A 19850-nucleotide genomic window follows, 5' to 3' on the forward strand; every position below is an offset into this window, starting at 1 on the left:
ATTCAGGCTTGAACAGCTATTTCTTCAAGCATAATCAGCAGTAAAAAAGCGGAAACAATAATATTTAATGATGCAGCTCAACTAAAATAAACCAGTATTAAAAAAAGCCAACATTCATCTGAACATCCTATCCAAATTGATTAGAGAACAACAGCATTGGACTTAAAATACTAAACAATAAATCAAAACAACTACACATTACGCTTACCAATTAATGCCTTATTTTATTTAGCCATTTACAAAATAGCGACACATAAAGTGCTAAACAAAATATTAAGAATGCACGAATTTAACCATGTAAAACTTCGCACTAAAGAAGTAAAATACAAAAGAAAGAAGTGTTTAAAACAGGTCTGTGATTTCGATACAAACCGACAAAATAATCTACCTCAAAACTAAATCTGATCCTACATTCGAACCTTAGATATCATTCAGAAATTACGATAAAAAAGACAATAAAAACCAGCAACAAAATAGCGCTAAAAACACACAAATAAGCACTCAAAAAAAAGCAAAAAAAACCACTCATAAAAATCGTGAATAACAGCTATAAAACATAAGGAAAAGCTCAGGTTAGAAACCACAAAAACACAGTACAAAACAACACATTTTATACACATTAAATACATCAAAATATTGGTCATTTGAGAGGCTATTCCTAAAAATAAATGGGCATTTCAACACCCAAAACAGAATGTACTACGGGCACAAATATTCCGATAAAAAACCTGCTATAAAAAGCATATCACTTATTTCATTATACCTTACCAATAAAATCTAAAAGCGTGGCATGTATAAGATTCAGAAAAAATCGATATGTAAAAAAGCTTTAATGAGTTCATCAAAAATCATTTTTTCCAGACAAAAGAGAACAAGATTACAAGTTAAAAATCGTACAAAATGAGGAACAAAAACACTCCCTTTCTGCAGTAAAAAAAGGGTATTTCATAGGTATTTGGTTAAAAAATCGCGCGAATCCATGCATGAGTTAAAAAACTTAAAAACGAGCCAAAAACAGCCTTAAAGCAGCAATAAAGGCACTTTTTCGCTTAAAAATAGCCTAATACAAAAAAAAGCAATAAAACCATCGAATGCGGTGAATATCGCAAGGAAATGGCATTACAAATTAAAATTTCGCTCAATTTTCGGCTTTATAGCACAGCAAAAATATACAATTTCAAAGGTCGATGAACTTTTCCGGACAAGAAATCTGACCTGTTTTTCCAGTTAAAAGTACTGATCAGAAGGTAAAATCGGCCTTAAAAACAACCTGATCAAAAAGGTAAAACTTCACCAAAAGCCGGTTCTTCATCCCAAAGTCTCAGACCCCAAACTTAAAATCACAGCTCAAACAGCGCTCAAAAACAACAGACATTTTGTCACCAACACAATAATTAATCTCCGGAACATAATCAGATAGTGCCTACAAAAAGTTAAAGTTCAGCATTAAATTGAGCAGCAAAACACAGGTTAACCCGAGAGCATTGTCAGACAAAAAGCACCTATTTTTAATCCTTATTCAAGTCTGAAATGACTGGATAAACCTTAGACTTAAGACCTCATTTCTACACTAAAAACAGGCTCACAAAAGTCGTATTCACGCTGATTTTCCCCACTTCTTTCAAGTAAAAAATTCCTCAATCAATTATATATTTTTCAAAATAGTGAGATTTTTTTTCGAAGAAAATCGATTAATAAGTGTAAATTAAACCGTCAAATTACAACAGAAACAAAATGCTTTAATAACACCAATTAAGGCATATTTTTTGGAAAAATTTTTCAACAAAAATGATATTTAAACAATTTAAGTAAAAATCATTAACAATTAAAAATCAATATTTTAAAAACAAACAGTTAAATTAAAAGTTAACAATTTGAACAACTTAAAATTTTTGAAATACTAAATATTTTAGCATATAATTTAGATGAATTTAAAAAAAGCAAACAAAAAATTAATTATCAGCTATTTAAGTGCATTTAGTTTAAGTTTTATTTCACCATCGGTTTTTGGGCAGATTTTCAGCACTGCACAAAACCCACTTAGTGTAAAATGGAACTACATTTTATCGGGCGGCTTTAAAATCATCTACCCGAGAGAACTTGAAAAAGAAGCCCAAAGAATGGCCAATACCCTACCCTATATCTACCCTAAAATCGGGCTGGGTTTAAGGCAGCAAAAAACGAGTATTCCACTCCTGCTACAGAACCGCGGAACAGTAGCAAATGGCTTTGTTCAGCTAGGGCCAAAGAAGTCTGAATTCTATGCTACCCCTCCACAGTTTTTCGATAGCCAGGACTGGCTTAACAACCTCGCCGTACACGAGCTCAGGCACATTGCGCAGTTTGACAAATTGACAGGAACGCAAGCACATCCCTTTCCAGCGCTGGTTTACTTCGCTTACTTTGGGGCAGCCATCCCCACCTGGTTTTTCGAGGGTGATGCCGTTGTGAACGAGACCGCACTGACCTACTCGGGACGAGGCCGGCAGCCCAATTGGATCATGCCTTACCGGGCCTCACTTTTAGAAGGCAAAAAAATCAGCTACAGTAAAGCCTATTTCGGATCGAACAAAGACGTTACTCCGGGCTACTACCAAACCGGTTATTTAATGGTAGCGAACATGAAAGAAAAATACGGGCAGTTTATTTCCGACAGCTTGCTGGGCGACATCAGGAAAAGGCCGTTAAGACCTTACCCTTTTTCGAACAGCTTAAAAAAATATACCGGAGCCAACACCCGAAAATATTTTCTGTCGGTGCAAGATCAGGTTACAGAAAAGTGGAAAATACAGGAGGAAAAATCGGCTACAGAAAGCTATACTAGTTTGAACAAAAAAACTGCTTTGGCTACGAATTATTTTTTACCGGTAAGACTTAATGAAAAACAAATTTTAGCGCTCAAAGAAAGTAAAACTGATGCACGTTATTTTGTGATTATAAATGAGGATCAATCAGAAGAAAAATTGTTTGGAATCGGCTATCAGGAACAACCCTGGTTTAGCCTTAAAAACGGTACCCTGATCTGGGATGAAATCCGTTATGACCCGCGATACAAACAGCGCAGCTACAGCGTTATTTGTTCTTACAACTTTCAGACTAAAAAATTCAAAAAATTAAGCAGTAAAAGCCGGCTCTTCTCGCCCAGCCTTTCAAACGATGGAAAGAAAATAATTGCAGCCAGTGTTGGATTAGAGAACCTGTTTAACCTGGTAGAACTTGACGCCTCAACCGGACAGGTTTTAAAAACTTATCCTAATCCTGAAAACGAAATTATCCAGACTCCATCCTTCGATCAAACGGGAAAAAGAATCGCCTACATCAGTGTTAACGAAAAAGGAAAAAATTTATGGTTGCAAGATGGTGAGCAAAAAACTGCATTGATCGAAAACAGCAGACAGCAATTAAGTCGCCCGGTTTTTATCGGCGACAAGATTGCCTTTAACGCGCACTTTAATGGCATCGATAATATCTATGCTATTGATCTGGCCAGCAAAAAAATCAGCGCGCTCAGTGCGTCGAAATACGGGGCCTTTAACCCCACCGAAAGTAGTGATGGAAAGATGGTCTTCAACGATTACAAAATCAACGGATACGAAATTGCCGAAAAGCAGATTGAAGAAAAACCGGTCGGCGAAAATGCCTTTGTTGATTTTGCAGCCGCAGCAGAAAAGCAAGAACAGGTAGGCAACGTTTTCGAAAATATTCCCGACAGCAGCTACCAATCTAAACCTTATCATACCGCGCTCAATCTTTTCAGCATCCACAGTATTATTCCGGTTATCGACAATGAATATGTTTTTGGCTTACAACTCGAATCGAACAATCTATTGAACACGATGGACTTTTACACAGGAGCAAAATACCACCGCGATTTAAAGCGCTTCGAATACACGGCAGACATTAGCTATAAAGCACTTTACCCTGTATTGAGCATCTTATACCGGAACAGACCAAAACGCACGTTCTACCGCGCTAAAAATGCAATACAGCAAGGCGATTGGCGCGAGAACTATATCAAACTAAATGCCTCACTCCCGCTTTCGTTTAATGCGCGTAACGAGAACTATGCTTTTACCCTAAATGCGGCCACCAGTTTTACACAACGTTACCAACCGGAGAACATGCCTACCAATTTCATCACCAGGCTTAAATTTCCGATGGAATACAATTTCACCTTTAACCACAGCGTGCGTACTACCGAAAGAGACATCGCGCCAAAGTGGGCTCAGGTTTTCAGAATTACCTACAACCACCAGCCTTTTGACACTAACCTGAAAGGTGAAATTCTGGCGCTCGAAAGTTTTCTGTATTTCCCCGGACTGGCCAAAAATCATTCGGTGCTGGCGAGCTTCAATTACCAGCAGGCAACAGGTGTAAACCAGTACGCAACCGAAATTGCAACGGTGTATGGCTACAACAATATCCAGGCGAAAAGTAAATTGCAAAACAGCCTGCTTCTGAACTACCGTTTCCCATTTGCCTTTCCGGATTGGGAGCTTGGTCCGCTGGCCTATGTAAGAAATTTCAGGGCCGGCTTATTTTGCCATTACGAGAATATTGGCAAGGGTACCACCTTTAACGATCCTAAAACTTATGGGGTAGAATTAAACACGAGCGTAAACCTTTTGCGTTACCAACCTGTTGTAGATTTAGGAGCTCGATTGGTTTTTGTTAACCAGATTTACAATCAAAATCCGATATTAGAGTTTTCATTTAATTATAGCTTTTAAACCATGAGTGCAAAAACAATTTCGATTATTATCCTGACTGCATTGCTAACCATTTTTTTAATGGTCAATACCGAACCTGTGGATTTTGATTTCCTGGTTACAACTATTGCCGTATCAAAACTTCTGGTTATTGGCGTCTGCATTATCATCGGTTTCATTATCGGTTTTATTGTGGGCAGACCGAAAAAAACGGTAAGCAGTTATGATGATGAGATTGAACGCAAAGGGCAAACCAGCGGAAACAAAAAGGAGTTGAGTGACGAGGACAGGGATTATATTAGCTAGTACACAGGATTTTTAGGATAGTTGGATTTTAAGATTTTATAGACTATCTTAGATTAGAAAGAGAATCCCTATTTCTTATTGTAAATTTTTATTTATTACTATGAAATATGGTGATTTAACCGGGCGGATTATCGGCTGCTCAATGAAAGTGCATAGTTTTCTTGGTTCTGGTTTTCAAGAGGTAATTTACCAAAGAGCCCTGGCGATTGAAATGAAGAAACAGGGATTGGGTTTTAAAAGAGAAATGACGATGACCATTTTTTACGATGACATCCAGATTGGAACCCGAAGAGTTGATTTCTTTGTTGAAAACAACATTATGTTAGAACTGAAAGCGGTATCAGAATTAAATGATGCACACCTTGCTCAAGCAATCAATTATCTTGAGGCTTATAAACTCCCTGTTGGGCTATTAATTAATTTTGGGAGCAGGAGTTTAACTTTCAAAAGAGTTTACAATACAAAACACCCGGACAACAAAAATTTCGGCAATAATATTTAAGATTTGTGCCCTGGCAGTAAACGCTCCATATCCTAAAATCCTATCATTATAGAAATTCTAGCTTAGTGCTGACATAATCTCCCCGTACAACAGTCCACTCCCTCCGCCATAATGCTGGACGATTTTTAAACCTGGCTGAAGCGCAGTAAGTTTTGCTCTTAACACTTTTTCGCATTCGGCGTTAATTCCGTTTCCCAGCAAAACCAGGTCGAGGTTTTGTGTTTCGCAAAGAGCAACAGCTTCTTCATCCGTACATACACATATTCCTTTCCATTCGGGTCTCGCATTCAGCAGGCGTTCCATTACAATGGTAATTTCGGCATCACGGCCGATGTAAAGTATAGTGGTTTGCATAATTCTTTTTTTTAAATTTAATTCATCAAGCTTAAAAAACAAATCGCCATTCCAACCGTACACCAGATGAAACCTTTAATCTCTACTAAAAGATTTCACCCCTACGGTCGAAATGACGATCGTTCTAAATTAGTTTAACTCCATCGGTACATCCATCAACAACACTTCTGCATCGGCGCTGTTTGCTATAAAGCTAATGGCGTCGGTATCCCAAACACCTAATCCATCTCTTTTGCTCAACACCTGACCGTTAATGGTTACCTCGCCATTGATTACAAAAGCATACACCCCGTTACCTGCTTTTTTAATTTTGTATTCAGTTTCGAAACCGGCATCAAATTTACCTAAAGAGAACCAGGCATCCTGATGAATCCATACGTTATCATCACTGGCACTTGGCGACAGGATTTGCTGAAAGTTATTGTGACGTGCAGCTACATCCAAAGTTCTTTGATCATAGCGTGGTGTAACGTTTTTCTGATTAGGAAATAACCAGATCTGCAATAAATTCAGTTCCTCATCGGCGTTGGCATTAAACTCGCTGTGGCTTACACCTGTACCAGCACTCATTACCTGGATTTCGCCGCTTTTAATTACAGCAGAATTGCCCATGCTGTCTTTGTGCGCAATTGCACCAGCCAATGGAATGGTAATGATTTCCATATTATCGTGTGGGTGAGCGCCGAAGCCCATTCCACCATCTATCAAGTCATCATTTAAAACCCTCAAAACTCCAAAGTGCATTCTTTCAGGATTGTAATAGTTAGCAAAGCTGAATGAGTGATGTGCATTTAACCAGCCATGATTAGCATGACCGCGGGTGTTTTCTTTGTGCAAAATGAACTGTGACATAAATTTCCTTTCTTGTTTATGATACAAAGTTAATACCACGCCAGCACCTGTGCATTGATGTAGGATAAGAAAGAAGTTTGGAGTTTTTAGCCGGGAGTTTGGAGTGCTCTTTAAACCTTTAACCTTTGGTCTTTAAGCTTTAGTCTTTCACCTTCAACCTTCCGCCTTCCAGCCTTCCGCCTCTCTTTAGTCTTTATTAATTTTGGCCAGTACCGCATCGCTGTTCAGTTCTCTTAAAGCATCCAAAGCTACCCAATTGGCCTTTTTGTTATTTTGGGCAAGAATGTTATTGGCTGTTTCAATGGCATGCTCATGCAGAAAGGCATTGCGTTTTCCAATTTGTCTTAAGGCCCAGTTAATGGCTTTCTTCACGAAATTGCGGTTATCGTAAGCTTCGCGCTCAATAATGGGCAGAAAAGCCAGAAAGGTTTCGTTGCGTTCTTTTTTAAGGTGAACGGCAGCCTCGGCCATGAGCACAAAACCGGTACGTTTTACAAATTCAGGGTCGGCTTGCGTAAACTCCAGCACCTTCGGCTTAAAATAAGGCGTTTTAACGAAAAGATTTCCGCAAGCCTGGTCACATATATCCCAGGAACTGAAATCGTTTACCCAGGCGTTTATTTGCGCTTCTGTAACTTGTTTATAATCGCCAATGAAGGTTGCCAGCAGGCGCGCTTCATGAAAACCCGTTTCCCAAAGCAATAACGACAACTCCTGATTTTTACCTATCTGCTTACCCAGTTTGCGAATATTGGGCACACGAATGCCATAAGCTTTAGAAATATCGATCCCAAAATGGGCCATTTTCTTTAAATAACCAGGCTCGCTAATACTTTTCAGCTCCGAAAGGATAAATTCGATATCGTTCATGGCTATTTTTTTTAGAAATTTAGCATAATACCTTTATTCCACAACGAAATCGGCGGCAGAAACGGCTTTGCGTTTAGCTGAACCAACACTATACTCCAGTTGCAAGGTATAACCGCCTCCACCTTCTAAAAACAACAACTCGAACGGATGATAACCTTTTTTAAGTGCAATTTGAGCTGATTTTTCGATTGCAAAGTGCATTCCGTCATTATCAACCAGGGTTTTGTTTTGTATTTTCAGCACACTGCCATCATCCGAACGGAGAAAAAATGAATAAATACCATCTTCTGCAGCATAAAAATAACCCTTATGGCGGGTAGCAAAACTTCCGGCTTTATCTTCAACCGGGATTTCGATCGCTGCAGTGGTTGCTGTTTTAGTTTTATCAGCCTCCGAAATTAAGCTTACCATTTTATAAAATTTAGGATAATAGCTAAAATTTAAGCCAGGTTTTGGATTTTTAAGTGATACCGCATCAACATAATCCGTTTGCACATAATTTGCTGTAAAAACATCGCCCATCCTGCCGTTAGCACCAAATATAGCTGCCTTTATCGTTTGGGTTTTATCAATATAGATTGGTTTGGTGTATTTAGGAGCGCTAATTTTCGGTGCACTTCCATCGGTAGTATAATGCACAACCGCATTTTTAGGGGCTTCGATATTCAAGTTCGCAGATTTCAAAAAAACATTATTTTCGGCAAAGCCTTTAAGATCGGTAAAGCGGTAATTGATATGCATCGCGTCTAAAACAGCAAACTGCTGATCCATTTTGCGGCTAAAGGTTTCGAAATTTTGCTGATGCCCCCATAAAACATCAGACATGGCCAGTAAACGAGGAAAAAGCATGTATTCTAACCTTTGTTCAGACGGGATGTACTCCGTCCATAGATTTGCCTGACCACCTAACACATATTGCTGCTCTTGCTCATTCAGATTAAATCCTCTTGGATTAAAACCATATACCTTTTGCAGCGAATGCGCATCCTGCTGTGCATCAAAATAGCAAAATTCGCCAGGGGTCATGATGATGTAATTCCCTTTTTCTGCTGCATGTTTAGGCGCTGTGGGCACCCAGGTGCGCCAATACATCAGGGTAGCGGTTGGGGAAACACCACCATCTAAAATTTCATCCCAGCCAATTAATTTTTTACCCATGCTATTGAAGTACTTTTCCATCCGCTTAACGAAATAGCTTTGTACCTCATCAATACTTTTCAAGTTTTCACGTTTCATTAAGGCCTCACACTCCGGAATATTCTTCCAGCCGCTTTTTTCAACTTCATCTGCCCCTAAATGAATATATTTTGATGGAAACAGCTGCGCAACTTCTTTAAAAATGTTTTCAGCAAACTCAAAAGTGGTTTCCTTGCATGGACAAATCGGATCGGTAAAGTTTTTTTCCTTTTGAACCGAGCCGGTAGAAGTTAACCACGGAAACTGCCTGGTAGCTGCCTGCATATGACCGGGCATATCTATTTCGGGAATAATTTCGATCCCCTTAGCCCCTGCATAAGCTACCAGCTCGCGGATTTCCTGCTGGGTATAAAAACCACCATACATTTTTTCGCCGTTAATTACCTTGAAGTGTTTTTCGGGCAGTTTATAATCTGGATTGGTTTCCGCTAGTTTTAAACAGGTAGAATCCTGATTATTTAATTTCCGCCAGGCACCAACTTTAGTAAGCTCGGGGTATTTTTTGATTTCGATCCGCCAACCCTGATCATCAGTTAGGTGCCAGTGAAATTTATTAAACTTATAAAACGAAAGCCGGTCTATAAAACGATGCAAATAAGCCATATCAAAAAAGTGGCGCGAAACATCTAAATGCACACCACGCCATGAAAATTTAGGCTGATCGTTAATTTCAAGGGCTGGCAATACCCAGGTATTTTTGCTTTTAAAAGCACTTGTTCCGGCCAGCTGCTTAAGCGTTTGAACTGCCCAGAAAGCCCCCAGTTTATCATTAACGGCAATAGTTATTTGTTTGGGCGATATTTTTAAGCGATAAGCCTCTGGCTTTAAGCTGACATCTTTGGTAAAAACCAGTTGATTGCTTAACCCGGCAGCTCTATCTTTCTTCAACAGCTTAATTTCCGCAACGGCAATGGCAAAAATACTTTCTTTATGATCAACAATGACTGTATTTCCTGAGAAAACAAATTTACCCTGAAGGGTTTTAACAGATTCTGGCTGAGGAAGCATAGCAAGCTCCTGGGCAAAGTTCGATTTGGCAGTTAGCAGAAGGGCTAAGCCCAGCAATGCGCTGATTTTTTTGATGTTCATTGAGGTAACATTTTGATCGTCGGCCAAATATAGTTTTTTCAGGGAGAATAGCTTAAATATAACCAATCCTTAACATGCTTTGATTTTTAAGTTTATATGTACTTGCGAACTTGTTGGGATTATACCAGTATAATTTGTACCCCTACAACCTGTTAACCTTAGAAAAATCATGAAAAAAAACATGCTCCCGTTACTGTTGGCTTTGTGCCTGTTCGCAGTTTCCTGTCAAAAGAACACGCTTACCGAAGAACAAGCCAGCACCACAAGCCAAAAGAAAAACAGCCTTATGGCTACAGCAGCCGAAACCAGCGCTGCAGCAAGCGTTAATGCTTACACCAATACTTCGACTTACATTAACACCGGATTTACTTTTTTAAACCCAACACAGGTTGATAAAAACCGTGTGGCCATTGGCGGCAGTGCCTACACCGAGGTATACGGATTTAACATTCCGGAAGAAAACAGGGTACGCGGAATCAGATGGAATGAAGACGACGAAACTACATCGATCTGGCGCCCGCAGGGAATTGCCGGTTTCTCCAGAAATGGCGTGCGTTATTTACTGGTAAGCTGGTATGCTAAAGATGCGGCCGAAAGTAAAGGATCGAGAATAACCCTGATCGACATTAGTCCAAGCTCCGCCACGTACTTAACTTACAGACATATTTTACTGGTACAACCTACCCTACCTACCGGCACTTTAGATTACACGCAATATGGCACTTACGCTCCCTTGAATGTACATGCCGGTGGAATAGCCTATTTTAACGGAAAAATTTATTTAAGTAGTACTAGCCTTGGATTAAGGGTATTTGATTTGGATAAAATTATTGAAGTAACCAGCGGAACGGGTACTGAAACCAAATGTGGTAAAGATGCCAGCGGTAATCTTTATGCTTTTAATTACCGTTACATCCTGCCACAGGTAGGTTATTATAAAATCAACGATGCCGATCCATTTTCTACCGTACAGGTAAATTACGAAAACAACCAATTGTGGACAGGCCAATACTATGCCGGCAGCGCAGATGCATCGATTGTGCCCAAAATTTTCGGTTTTCCGATTAACACAGCAGGCGAATTGCAAAACTCTGGCATTCAAACGGTAATCCCTAAAAACAGCTTATTTACTTCCGATCACGCACATGGCATACAAGGTGTTTTTAGAAAAGGCAACAGAACCTGGCTTTCTTGTACCGGGTCGCCAAGCGAATCGTACGGATCGACAGCCCGTTTAGCCAGGTATACTGATGGTGATACCAATACCACCCGATACAGATGGCCTTATGGAGCTGAATCATTGTATTTTGAAGCGCAATACGGTTATTTATGGAGTTTAACAGAGTTTGAACCGAATGCCGGGGCTAAAAATGGTAGCCAGGTCAACCGTTGCATATTTGCTGTAGATTTCTCGAAATACGAATAGCAAACTTGAGACGAAACAAAAAGGGAGATGTTTTTAGCATCTCCCTTTTTGTTATTTTATTTCCGGCTATAAATTAAGCCAAAGCCTGCTCAATATCAGCTAAAATATCATTAATATGTTCTAAACCGATTGATAAACGGATAGATCCCTGCTCAATACCCACTTCGTTGCGTTGCGCTTCTGTAAGTTTACTGTGCGTACTGGTTGCCGGATGTGTGGCAATCGAACGCGTATCGGCCAGATTGGCCGAGATCGAAAACATTTTCAAACCATCCATAAATTTACGGGCAGCCTCAATACCACCATCAACCACGATGGTTACGATACCACCACCCTGTTTCATTTGCTTTTTGGCAATTGCATACTGCGGGTGCGATGGTAAAAAAGGATATTTAACCAGTTTAATTTTGGGGTGTTTTTCCAGGTATTCGGCTACTTTCAAGGCATTCTCGCAATGACGATCCATGCGGATAGCCAAAGTTTCTAAACTTTTAGATAAAACCCATGCACTGAAAGGCGATAAAGCCGGACCACTGTGGCGTGCAAAACCAACCACTTCAGCAATCAGCGCTTTGCTACCTAAAATAATACCACCGAGTACACGCCCCTGTCCATCGATATATTTAGTAGCCGAGTGAATAGAAATGTGTGCCCCAAACTGAATAGGTTGTTGCAGGTAAGGTGTAGCGAAACAGTTATCAACTACCAGTAAAGTATTGTGTTTTTTAGCCAGATCGCCTAAAAATTCAAGATCTATAATATCGATACCTGGATTAGATGGGGTTTCTACGAAAATCATTTTGGTGTTGGGCTTAATCAGGCCTTCCCAATCCTCTGGTTTATCCAGGTCGGCATAGTCAAAAGTTACCCCCCAGTTCGAAAACACATTGGTTAACAACTGGTGCGTAGAACCAAAAACCGAACGGCTGGATACAATATGATCGCCACTTTTTAAGAAAGCCCCGAAAGTGGTAAAAATGGCCGCCATACCTGTTGCAGTGGCAAAACCATCTTCGGCACCTTCTAAAAGGCACATTTTTTCGATAAACTCTGAGGTATTTGGATTTGAATAACGGCTGTAAACATTCCCTTCCTTTTCGTTGGCAAATAAAGCACGCATTTCTTCCGCATCATCAAACTTGTAGCTCGAAGTAAGGTAAATAGGCGCCGAGTGCTCTTTATGTAAACTTCTTTCGGTTTGAGTGCGTATAGCTATGGTTTCAAAATTTTCGGATTTCATTTTTAAGTATCAAGTTATGGGTAACAAGTATCAAGTTTTGAGTAGCAAGATTTGAGTAATCAGTATCAAGTTATGCGTAGCAAGTATCAAGAACCTCTTAAAGTCCATCTTGATACTAGATACTTGATACTAAATACTTGATACAATCAAACTTTCACCTTTCTATCTGTTTATTTTATAAGTAAAGTTAATAGTTGCCGAGCGGCCTAAAATATTCGATACCGAGCAGTATTTATCAAAAGTCATTTGCAGCGCTCTTTGTACCTTAGCCTCGCTTAAATCGCCGAAAAGCTCGAAATTGATATCAATTACATCAAAAATCGGGGGCATTTCTTCGTCTTTACGCGTTGCGTTAATAGCAATTTTAATGTCGTTTAAGGGTTCTTTTTGCTTCGTCAGTACGTTTACCATATCTATACCACTGCAACCACCTAAACCAATTAAAAGCATTTCCATTGGTCTAAAACCTTTACCCTCGCCGCCAATAGCAGCTTTTGCATCCAATTCAACAGTAAAACCGCTCTCGTTTTCTGCCTCAAAATTAAATTTACCGCTTTTGCGGATCAGATTGATGTTCATGTTGTTAGCTCCAGGTCGTAAGTATAGGGTATCAAGACCTTAAGCCATCTACCTTTAAACCTTCTACCTTATTTAAATATTGTAATAAACCAAGTTGTCTTGCTCCAGTCCGGGCAATTTAACCGCTTCGGGGAAAATCGCAAAAACTGACGAGCCGCTACCACTCATTAAAGCGAATGTTGCGCCTGCATCGTATAAACTGGTTTTTATTTGATGAATTTGGGGATACTTTGCGAATACCGATGGTTCGAAATCGTTGATAACCTTATTTTTCCATGTTGTTGGAGGCAAATGTATGATTTCTTTTAATGATTGCAAAGGCTTTTGCGGTTTTACATGGGCATAAGCATCGGCCGTGCTGACGTGTACAGGCGGTTTTACCAAAACTTTATACCAGGCTGACAAATCGATTTCGCATTTCTCGAATTCATCGCCCTTGTTGAATGCGTATACTGGTTCATTTTCAACAAAAAAAGCGCAATCGGCACCCAGCTTGCGCGCATAGTCCTGCATTTGCGAAACCGAAAGCCCAAGGCTAAACTTATCGTTAATTAATTTGATTACAAAAGCACAGTCGGCCGAACCACCACCTAAACCGGCCCCTACGGGAATATTTTTAAACAAATCAATCCGTTGAGGGGGAATTTCAAAATCGGCTGCAATTAAATGGTATGCTTTTACGCAAAGATTATCGTCTGCATTGCCTGGAATATCAATACCATGAATTTTACAAGAAGTTACTGGCGCATCGGTAATCTCTACCGCATCTTTAATTTGTATCGGGTAAAATACCGTTTCGAGGTTATGGTAACCATCTGTCCGTTTTTCGGTAATGTTTAAGCCAAGGTTTATTTTTGCGTTGGGAAAAGCTAGCATGTTAGTCCTGAGTCATAAGTCTTAAGTCCTGAGTCCGTAATGCAAAAACCAGCAATTGGCTCATTTTGCAAACATACAAAGTGTTTTTTACTCCATGAGCTTTAGCCGTATTTTTATATTCATGTTTTGAAGCGCAATGACAGCAGCTATTATTTCCTTTCTTCCCGTGTTCCGCTTTTACGCTTCGCTTCGTCGTGCCTCCTCACTGCAGGGTAACGCTGCACCCGGGGCTAATGGGCTAATTACTGCACCTATGCCCGGTTTGCACAAACCCTAAATCATAAACCTGATCCGATAGCTATCGGATGAAACGCAAAGCCCGGAACGAAGTATGAGTGAGGACTTGAAGTGGAAAGCAGGACGAAAGACCGCCATTACCTTTTTACTTTCATTTCAAAAAAAACAATTATCAGCCAAATGTTAGTAAATGCCTAGTGTTTATAAAATTGATTTATAACACCTGATAAATTTTAGATATTTGTAAATTATCAGAACAGTATGAAACAATATTTAGATTTAATGCAGCATGTGCTGGATACCGGCGCGCAAAAGCACGACCGTACAGGAACCGGAACCATCAGTGTTTTTGGCTACCAGATGCGTTTTAACCTGCAAGAGGGTTTTCCGATGGTAACCACCAAAAAACTGCATTTAAAATCTATTATCCATGAACTAATCTGGTTTTTGACCGGCGACACCAATATTAAATACCTGAAAGATAATGGTGTTCGCATTTGGGATGAATGGGCTGATGAAGATGGCAACCTGGGCCCGGTTTATGGCTCGCAATGGAGAAGCTGGCCTACTCCCGATGGGCAACACATTGATCAGATTACCAATATCATCAACACGATTAAAAACAATCCAGATTCGCGCCGCATTATTGTTTCGGCCTGGAACGTTGCCGAAATCGAAAATATGGCCCTGCCACCGTGCCATGCCTTTTTTCAGTTTTACGTTGCCGACGGCAAACTGAGCTGTCAGCTTTACCAGCGCAGTGCCGATATCTTTCTGGGCGTACCTTTTAATATTGCCTCTTATGCCTTGTTAACCATGATGGTAGCACAGGTTTGCGGTTTACAAGCTGGTGATTTTATCCATACGCTTGGCGATGCACATTTATACAACAACCATATTGAACAGGCCAACCTGCAATTAAGTCGCGAGCCTAAGCCGCTTCCAACCATGAAAATCAACCCTGATGTTAAAAGCATCTTCGATTTTAAGTTTGAAGATTTTACTTTGGAGAACTACGAAGCGCATCCGCATATTAAAGGAATCGTTGCTGTATAATATTTGTTCATTGGTCATTAGTCCATTTGTTTGGATGCAGAAATGAATATCCCTATTTTTAGATCGTCCCGATATAAATTCACTTAAATCGAAAAGAATGAATTATAGATTGGAGGATTTGGAAGTTTATAATTTATCAGAATTATTCTCTGATAAAATCTGGAACATTGTTATGGGATGGAATTATTTCGCAAAAGATACCATAGGAAAACAAATATGCCGAGCGGCTGATTCTATCAGTGCAAACATTGCCGAAGGATATGGCCGGTATCATTTTAAAGAGAACAAAAATTTTTGTTATTATAGCAGGGGTTCTCTCTTAGAAGTAAAGTCATTTCTTAGAAAATCGAAAAACAGGAATCTGATCTCTGAAGATTGCTATTCGGAACTTTATACAGAATTACAAACAATCCATTTAAAGCTAAATGCTTATATTAAATATATTGGTAACAATTTAAACAAATTTTAACTCATCGTTGATGCATAGTTTGGAATATTTCCGGGCACCCCAGGCTTTAATACACCATGCAGACACTAATAAACAAATGACCAATGACTAATGAACCAAAAAATATCTATATAGCTGTAGCAGTAGGCGAAAATTTCGCCATTGGCAAAAACAACCAGCTTTTATGGCACATGCCAGCCGATTTAAAGTTTTTTAAGCAAACCACCAGTGGGCATACCGTTATTATGGGCCGTAAAACTTTCGATTCTGTTGGTAAACCTTTACCCAATCGCCGCAACATTGTAATTACACGTGATGCCAGCTTAAAAATTGAGGGAGCAGAAGTAGTAAACAGCCTGGATGAAGCATTAGCCATTACCCAAACCGAAGAAAAACCGGTATTTATTGTGGGTGGAGCGGAGATTTACAGGCAGGCTTTGCCTAAAACAGATAGATTGTACCTTACAACCATTCACCATAATTTTGATGCCGATACATTTTTCCCGGATTTTGATCGAAGCGAATGGACAGTAATCAGCTCAGATCCACACAAGGCTGACGAAAAGAACAAATACGATTACACTTTTGAAGTTTTAGAAAGGAAATAAGCTGTTTTAACCGCAAAGTACGCAGAGAAGAAGGCGCAAAGCACGCAAAGTTTATCTATACGTGTGCTTTATGCGCCCAGACCCCGGACTAAAATTTAATCACAGAGCCCACAGAGAAAAACACTGAGCACACAGCGTTAATATTCGATAACTTTATGCGCCCAGACTTCCGACTTCGGACTCCCGACTCCGGACTATTTTGATAAGATAATTCTATCTTAGAAACTAATCTTAATAAATTATCAATTAAGGGGTTCTATAATTTAAAAATTTAATTAGATTTGCCGACTTGTTAAAAAACAGCGAAAGACAAAATTATTTTAAACAAACAATGCAAGGAAAAGGTTTTATTAAGTTTATAGCGATAGTATTAGCTATCGTTTGTGCGTATGCCCTCTCTTTTACTTTGGTTGCATCCAAGGTAGAAAAAGACGCAAAAAACTATGCGAAAGGTGACTTAGCTAAAGAAAAGGCTTACTTAGATTCGATGAGTACCGAAAAAGTTTATCCTGTAACCGGATTCACTTATCAGGAAGTAAAATCGAAAGAAATTAATTTGGGTCTTGACTTAAAAGGCGGAATGAACGTAACGATGGAGATATCGTTAGCTGAATTGGTTAAATCGTTAGCGGGCAACCCTACCGATGCAAACTTTAACAAAGCTGTTCAAAACGCACAGATCCAGTTAAATGCCGGTGGTAAAGATTACATCAAAATTTTCGTTAACGAATTTGAAAAATTAAGTCCGGGTGTAAAACTTGCTGATTACTTTTCAAATCAGGATAACGCATCGCAGTTAAAACCAAATGCAAGTAATAGCGACGTTGAATCTTTCTTAGAAAAAGAAGCAACCAGCGCTATTGACCGTTCGTTTACGGTATTACGTTCACGTATTGATGGTTTCGGAGTAGTAAGTCCGAACATGCAAAAACAAGAAGGTAGTAACCGCATCTTAATCGAAATGCCAGGTGTACAGGATAAAGAGCGTATTGCTAAACTTTTACAAGGTTCTGCAGAATTACAGTTCTGGCAGGTATACCAGGTACAAGAAGTTGCACCTTTATTAGAAAACATCAACAAAACTTTAGCTGCAACATTAAAAAATGATGCTCCTGCCGCTAAGGATACAACTGCTGCCCCTGCTGCAGCCGGAAGCAAATTAGCTGGTTTAGAAAAAACAGCTGCTAAAGATAGCTCGGCTAAAGGAGGTAAACTTGCAGGTTTAGGTAAAAAAGATTCTTCGGCCGTTAGAGCAGAATTGTTAAAATCGAACCCGTTATATGCGGTGCTTAATTTACCAATCTATCAAGGTCAAAACGGACAACAACAACTAATGCCAGGTGCAGTAGTAGGTATGTCGTTACAAAAAGATACTGCAAAAGTTAATGCTTATTTGAAAATGCCTGAGGTTGCTGCCGCAATTCCATCTACGATGAAATTTATGTGGAGCGTTAGACCAAGAGAAGGTTCTAAAGTTTTCGAATTATATGCCATTAAAGTAGTAAGTGCCGATGGTAAACCAGATTTAGGTGGCGAGGCGATCAGCGATTCGCGTGCTGACTTTGATCAGAAAGGTAAACCAGAAGTAACCATGTACATGACCAGCGAAGGTGCTGCGAAATGGAAAAAAATTACTGCCGAAGCTTCTGCTGATAAAAATAACTTAAAAGCGATTGCAATCGTATTAGATAATCAGGTTTATTCTGCTCCTACTGTTCAAAACGAGATTCCTAACGGTATTTCGCAAATCACTGGTAGCTTTACGCAAGCTGATACCAAAGATTTATCAAACATCTTAAAAGCTGGTAAATTACCTGCTCCTGCACGTATCGCAGGTAGCTATATTGTTGGTCCTACTTTAGGTGCACAAGCTATCCACGATGGTTTAATCTCTTTCGTAATTGCATTTATTGTAATCTTAATCTTCATGGCGTTATATTATCACCGTGCCGGTTGGGTTGCTAACTTTGCCCTTTTAATCAACTTGTTCTTCGTTATCGGTATCCTGGTATCGTTAGGCGCTGTGTTAACTTTACCTGGTATTGCCGGTATCGTGTTAACCATCGGTTTATCAGTTGATGCGAACATCCTTATTTTTGAGCGTGTACGTGAAGAGCTTGCACATGGTAAAAATGTTGGTGCTGCCATTAAAGAAGGTTTCAAACATGCCATGCCATCAATTATCGACTCGAACGTTACCTTATTCATCTTAGGTGCTATCCTTTATGTTTTCGGTAGCGGTCCGGTACAAGGTTTTGCCACTACATTATGTATCGGTATCCTTTCGTCGTTATTTGCTGCTGTAGCCATTTCGAGAGTAGTTTTCGATTCGTTGTTAAACCGTAAAATCGAAGTTAATTTCGATAACAACTTAACCCGTAACGCATTCAAAAACTTAGCCTTCAACTTTGTTGGCCGTCGTAAAATTTACTACGCTATCTCTACCATCATCATTGTAGCTGGTATTGGTATGTATTTCAAAAACGGTGGTTTAAACTTAGGTGTTGACTTTAAAGGTGGTAGAACTTATTTGGTTCACTTCGATAAAGCGGTAAGCACCGAAGATTTAAAATCTAAGTTAACTCCTGCATTCGGTAACGAAACACCAGAGGTTAAAACTGCAGGTGAAGATAGCCAGGTTAAAATTACCACTACTTTCCACATCGAAGATCAGGACATTAAAACTGATAAAGTGGTAGAAGATGCTTTAAACAAAGGTTTAGCAGGTTCTAAATATGAAATCGTAAGCTCGCAAAAAGTAACCCCTATTATCGCCAGCGATATCGTAAATGGTGCTTTCTATGCAGTATTGATCTCATGCTTGTTCATGTTTATCTACATCGTGGTAAGGTTTAAAAAATGGCAGTATGGTTTAGGTGCGGTAATCGCCTTATTCCACGACGTTTTAATGGTATTATCTTTCTACACCATTTTAGATGGTATTATGCCATTCTCATTAGAAATTGGTCAGGATTTCATCGCAGCAATTTTAACAGTAATGGGTTATACCATGACTGAGACAGTTGTTGTATTCGACCGTATCCGTGAGAAACTAAAAGAAGCTGGTAAAGACGATTTACATGGCGAAGAGCGTAACAACTTAATCAACTTCGCGTTAAACAGTACCTTAAGCCGTACCATTTTAACTTCGTTAACCGTATTCTTCGTATTATTGGTAATCTTTATTTTCGGTGGCGATAGCATCCGCGGATTCATTTTCGCCTTGTTAATCGGTCGTATCATCGGTACGTACTCATCACTATGCATCTCTACTCCTATCGTAATCGATTTGGGTAGCTCTGCTGAGAAAAAATAAGGTTTCAAAATCTTAAAATAGATAAGCGCTTCGGTTAACCGGAGCGCTTTTTTTATGCAGTATCGCAAAACCTCGCAGGTTTTAAAAACCTGCGAGGTTTAAAAAGACGAAGTTTTTTATTTTTTTTGAAAAGCAGATCTTGTGGTTCTTCGGTTCCGATAGTCCTGCTGTCCGTTTTAATTCGC

15 protein-coding genes are annotated in these 19850 nt (G+C 39.5%); 8 read left to right on the forward strand and 7 right to left on the reverse strand.

What is annotated here, in order from left to right; translation table 11 throughout:
- Positions 1-1925: 1925 nt before the first annotated feature.
- The 3 genes from OC25_RS20960 to OC25_RS20970 all read left to right on the forward strand — a co-directional run bounded on the left by OC25_RS20960 (position 1926) and on the right by OC25_RS20970 (position 5517).
- Positions 1926-4730: a TolB-like translocation protein gene (locus OC25_RS20960; RefSeq protein ID WP_039480060.1), complete on the forward strand. Its 2805-nt coding sequence runs from the start codon at positions 1926-1928 to the stop codon at positions 4728-4730.
- Positions 4731-4733: 3 nt separating this feature from the next.
- A complete protein-coding gene (locus OC25_RS20965; RefSeq protein WP_039480062.1) occupies positions 4734-5015 on the forward strand; it encodes a LapA family protein in 282 nt (93 codons plus the stop codon).
- Between the two features lie 100 nt (positions 5016-5115).
- A complete protein-coding gene (locus OC25_RS20970; RefSeq protein WP_039480064.1) occupies positions 5116-5517 on the forward strand; it encodes a GxxExxY protein in 402 nt (133 codons plus the stop codon).
- A 57-nt stretch (positions 5518-5574) separates the two neighbouring features.
- On the opposite strand, the gene OC25_RS20975 is transcribed toward OC25_RS20970, so the two are convergent.
- The 4 genes from OC25_RS20975 to OC25_RS20990 form a co-directional block, all read right to left on the reverse strand.
- Complete coding sequence (locus OC25_RS20975) at positions 5575-5871, reverse strand: response regulator (RefSeq protein WP_039480230.1); 297 nt, start codon at positions 5869-5871, stop codon at positions 5575-5577.
- Between the two features lie 129 nt (positions 5872-6000).
- Positions 6001-6723, reverse strand: a complete 723-nt coding sequence (locus OC25_RS20980; RefSeq protein ID WP_039480066.1) for a pirin family protein — start codon at positions 6721-6723, stop codon at positions 6001-6003.
- Between the two features lie 186 nt (positions 6724-6909).
- Positions 6910-7593, reverse strand: a complete 684-nt coding sequence (locus OC25_RS20985; RefSeq protein ID WP_039480067.1) for a DNA alkylation repair protein — start codon at positions 7591-7593, stop codon at positions 6910-6912.
- Positions 7594-7626: 33 nt separating this feature from the next.
- Positions 7627-9879 carry a family 20 glycosylhydrolase gene (locus OC25_RS20990; protein ID WP_156131551.1) on the reverse strand — a complete coding sequence of 751 codons (2253 nt, stop codon included), beginning with the start codon at positions 9877-9879 and terminating at the stop codon, positions 7627-7629.
- 169 nt (positions 9880-10048) lie between these two features.
- Here OC25_RS20990 and OC25_RS20995 point away from each other — a divergent pair, with 169 nt between their 5' ends.
- Positions 10049-11305 (forward strand): hypothetical protein, encoded by a 1257-nt coding sequence (locus OC25_RS20995; RefSeq protein WP_039480070.1) that lies wholly within the window; start codon positions 10049-10051, stop codon positions 11303-11305.
- A 73-nt stretch (positions 11306-11378) separates the two neighbouring features.
- On the opposite strand, the gene OC25_RS21000 is transcribed toward OC25_RS20995, so the two are convergent.
- From OC25_RS21000 to ispE, 3 genes are all read right to left on the reverse strand, one after another.
- A complete protein-coding gene (locus tag OC25_RS21000; RefSeq protein ID WP_039480073.1) occupies positions 11379-12545 on the reverse strand; it encodes a trans-sulfuration enzyme family protein in 1167 nt (388 codons plus the stop codon).
- 162 nt (positions 12546-12707) lie between these two features.
- Positions 12708-13124 (reverse strand): OsmC family protein, encoded by a 417-nt coding sequence (locus OC25_RS21005; RefSeq protein ID WP_039480075.1) that lies wholly within the window; start codon positions 13122-13124, stop codon positions 12708-12710.
- A gap of 72 nt (positions 13125-13196) precedes the next feature.
- Positions 13197-14000: a 4-(cytidine 5'-diphospho)-2-C-methyl-D-erythritol kinase gene (gene ispE, locus OC25_RS21010; protein WP_039480076.1), complete on the reverse strand. Its 804-nt coding sequence runs from the start codon at positions 13998-14000 to the stop codon at positions 13197-13199.
- A 498-nt stretch (positions 14001-14498) separates the two neighbouring features.
- On the opposite strand from ispE, the gene OC25_RS21015 reads away from it, so the two are divergent.
- The 4 genes from OC25_RS21015 (at position 14499) to secDF (ending at position 19665) form a co-directional block, all read left to right on the forward strand.
- Positions 14499-15293, forward strand: a complete 795-nt coding sequence (locus OC25_RS21015) for a thymidylate synthase (RefSeq protein WP_039480077.1) — start codon at positions 14499-14501, stop codon at positions 15291-15293.
- A gap of 97 nt (positions 15294-15390) precedes the next feature.
- Positions 15391-15762, forward strand: coding sequence for a four helix bundle protein (locus tag OC25_RS21020; protein WP_039480078.1), 372 nt, complete (start codon positions 15391-15393; stop codon positions 15760-15762).
- 83 nt (positions 15763-15845) lie between these two features.
- Complete coding sequence (locus OC25_RS21025) at positions 15846-16349, forward strand: dihydrofolate reductase (protein WP_039480081.1); 504 nt, start codon at positions 15846-15848, stop codon at positions 16347-16349.
- A 331-nt stretch (positions 16350-16680) separates the two neighbouring features.
- On the forward strand, positions 16681-19665 hold the full coding sequence (secDF, locus tag OC25_RS21030) for a protein translocase subunit SecDF (RefSeq protein ID WP_039480236.1): 2985 nt from the start codon (positions 16681-16683) through the stop codon (positions 19663-19665).
- Positions 19666-19850: the final 185 nt, after the last annotated feature.

This window comes from Pedobacter kyungheensis (genome assembly GCF_000812965.1).
GTDB lineage: Bacteria > Bacteroidota > Bacteroidia > Sphingobacteriales > Sphingobacteriaceae > Pedobacter > Pedobacter kyungheensis.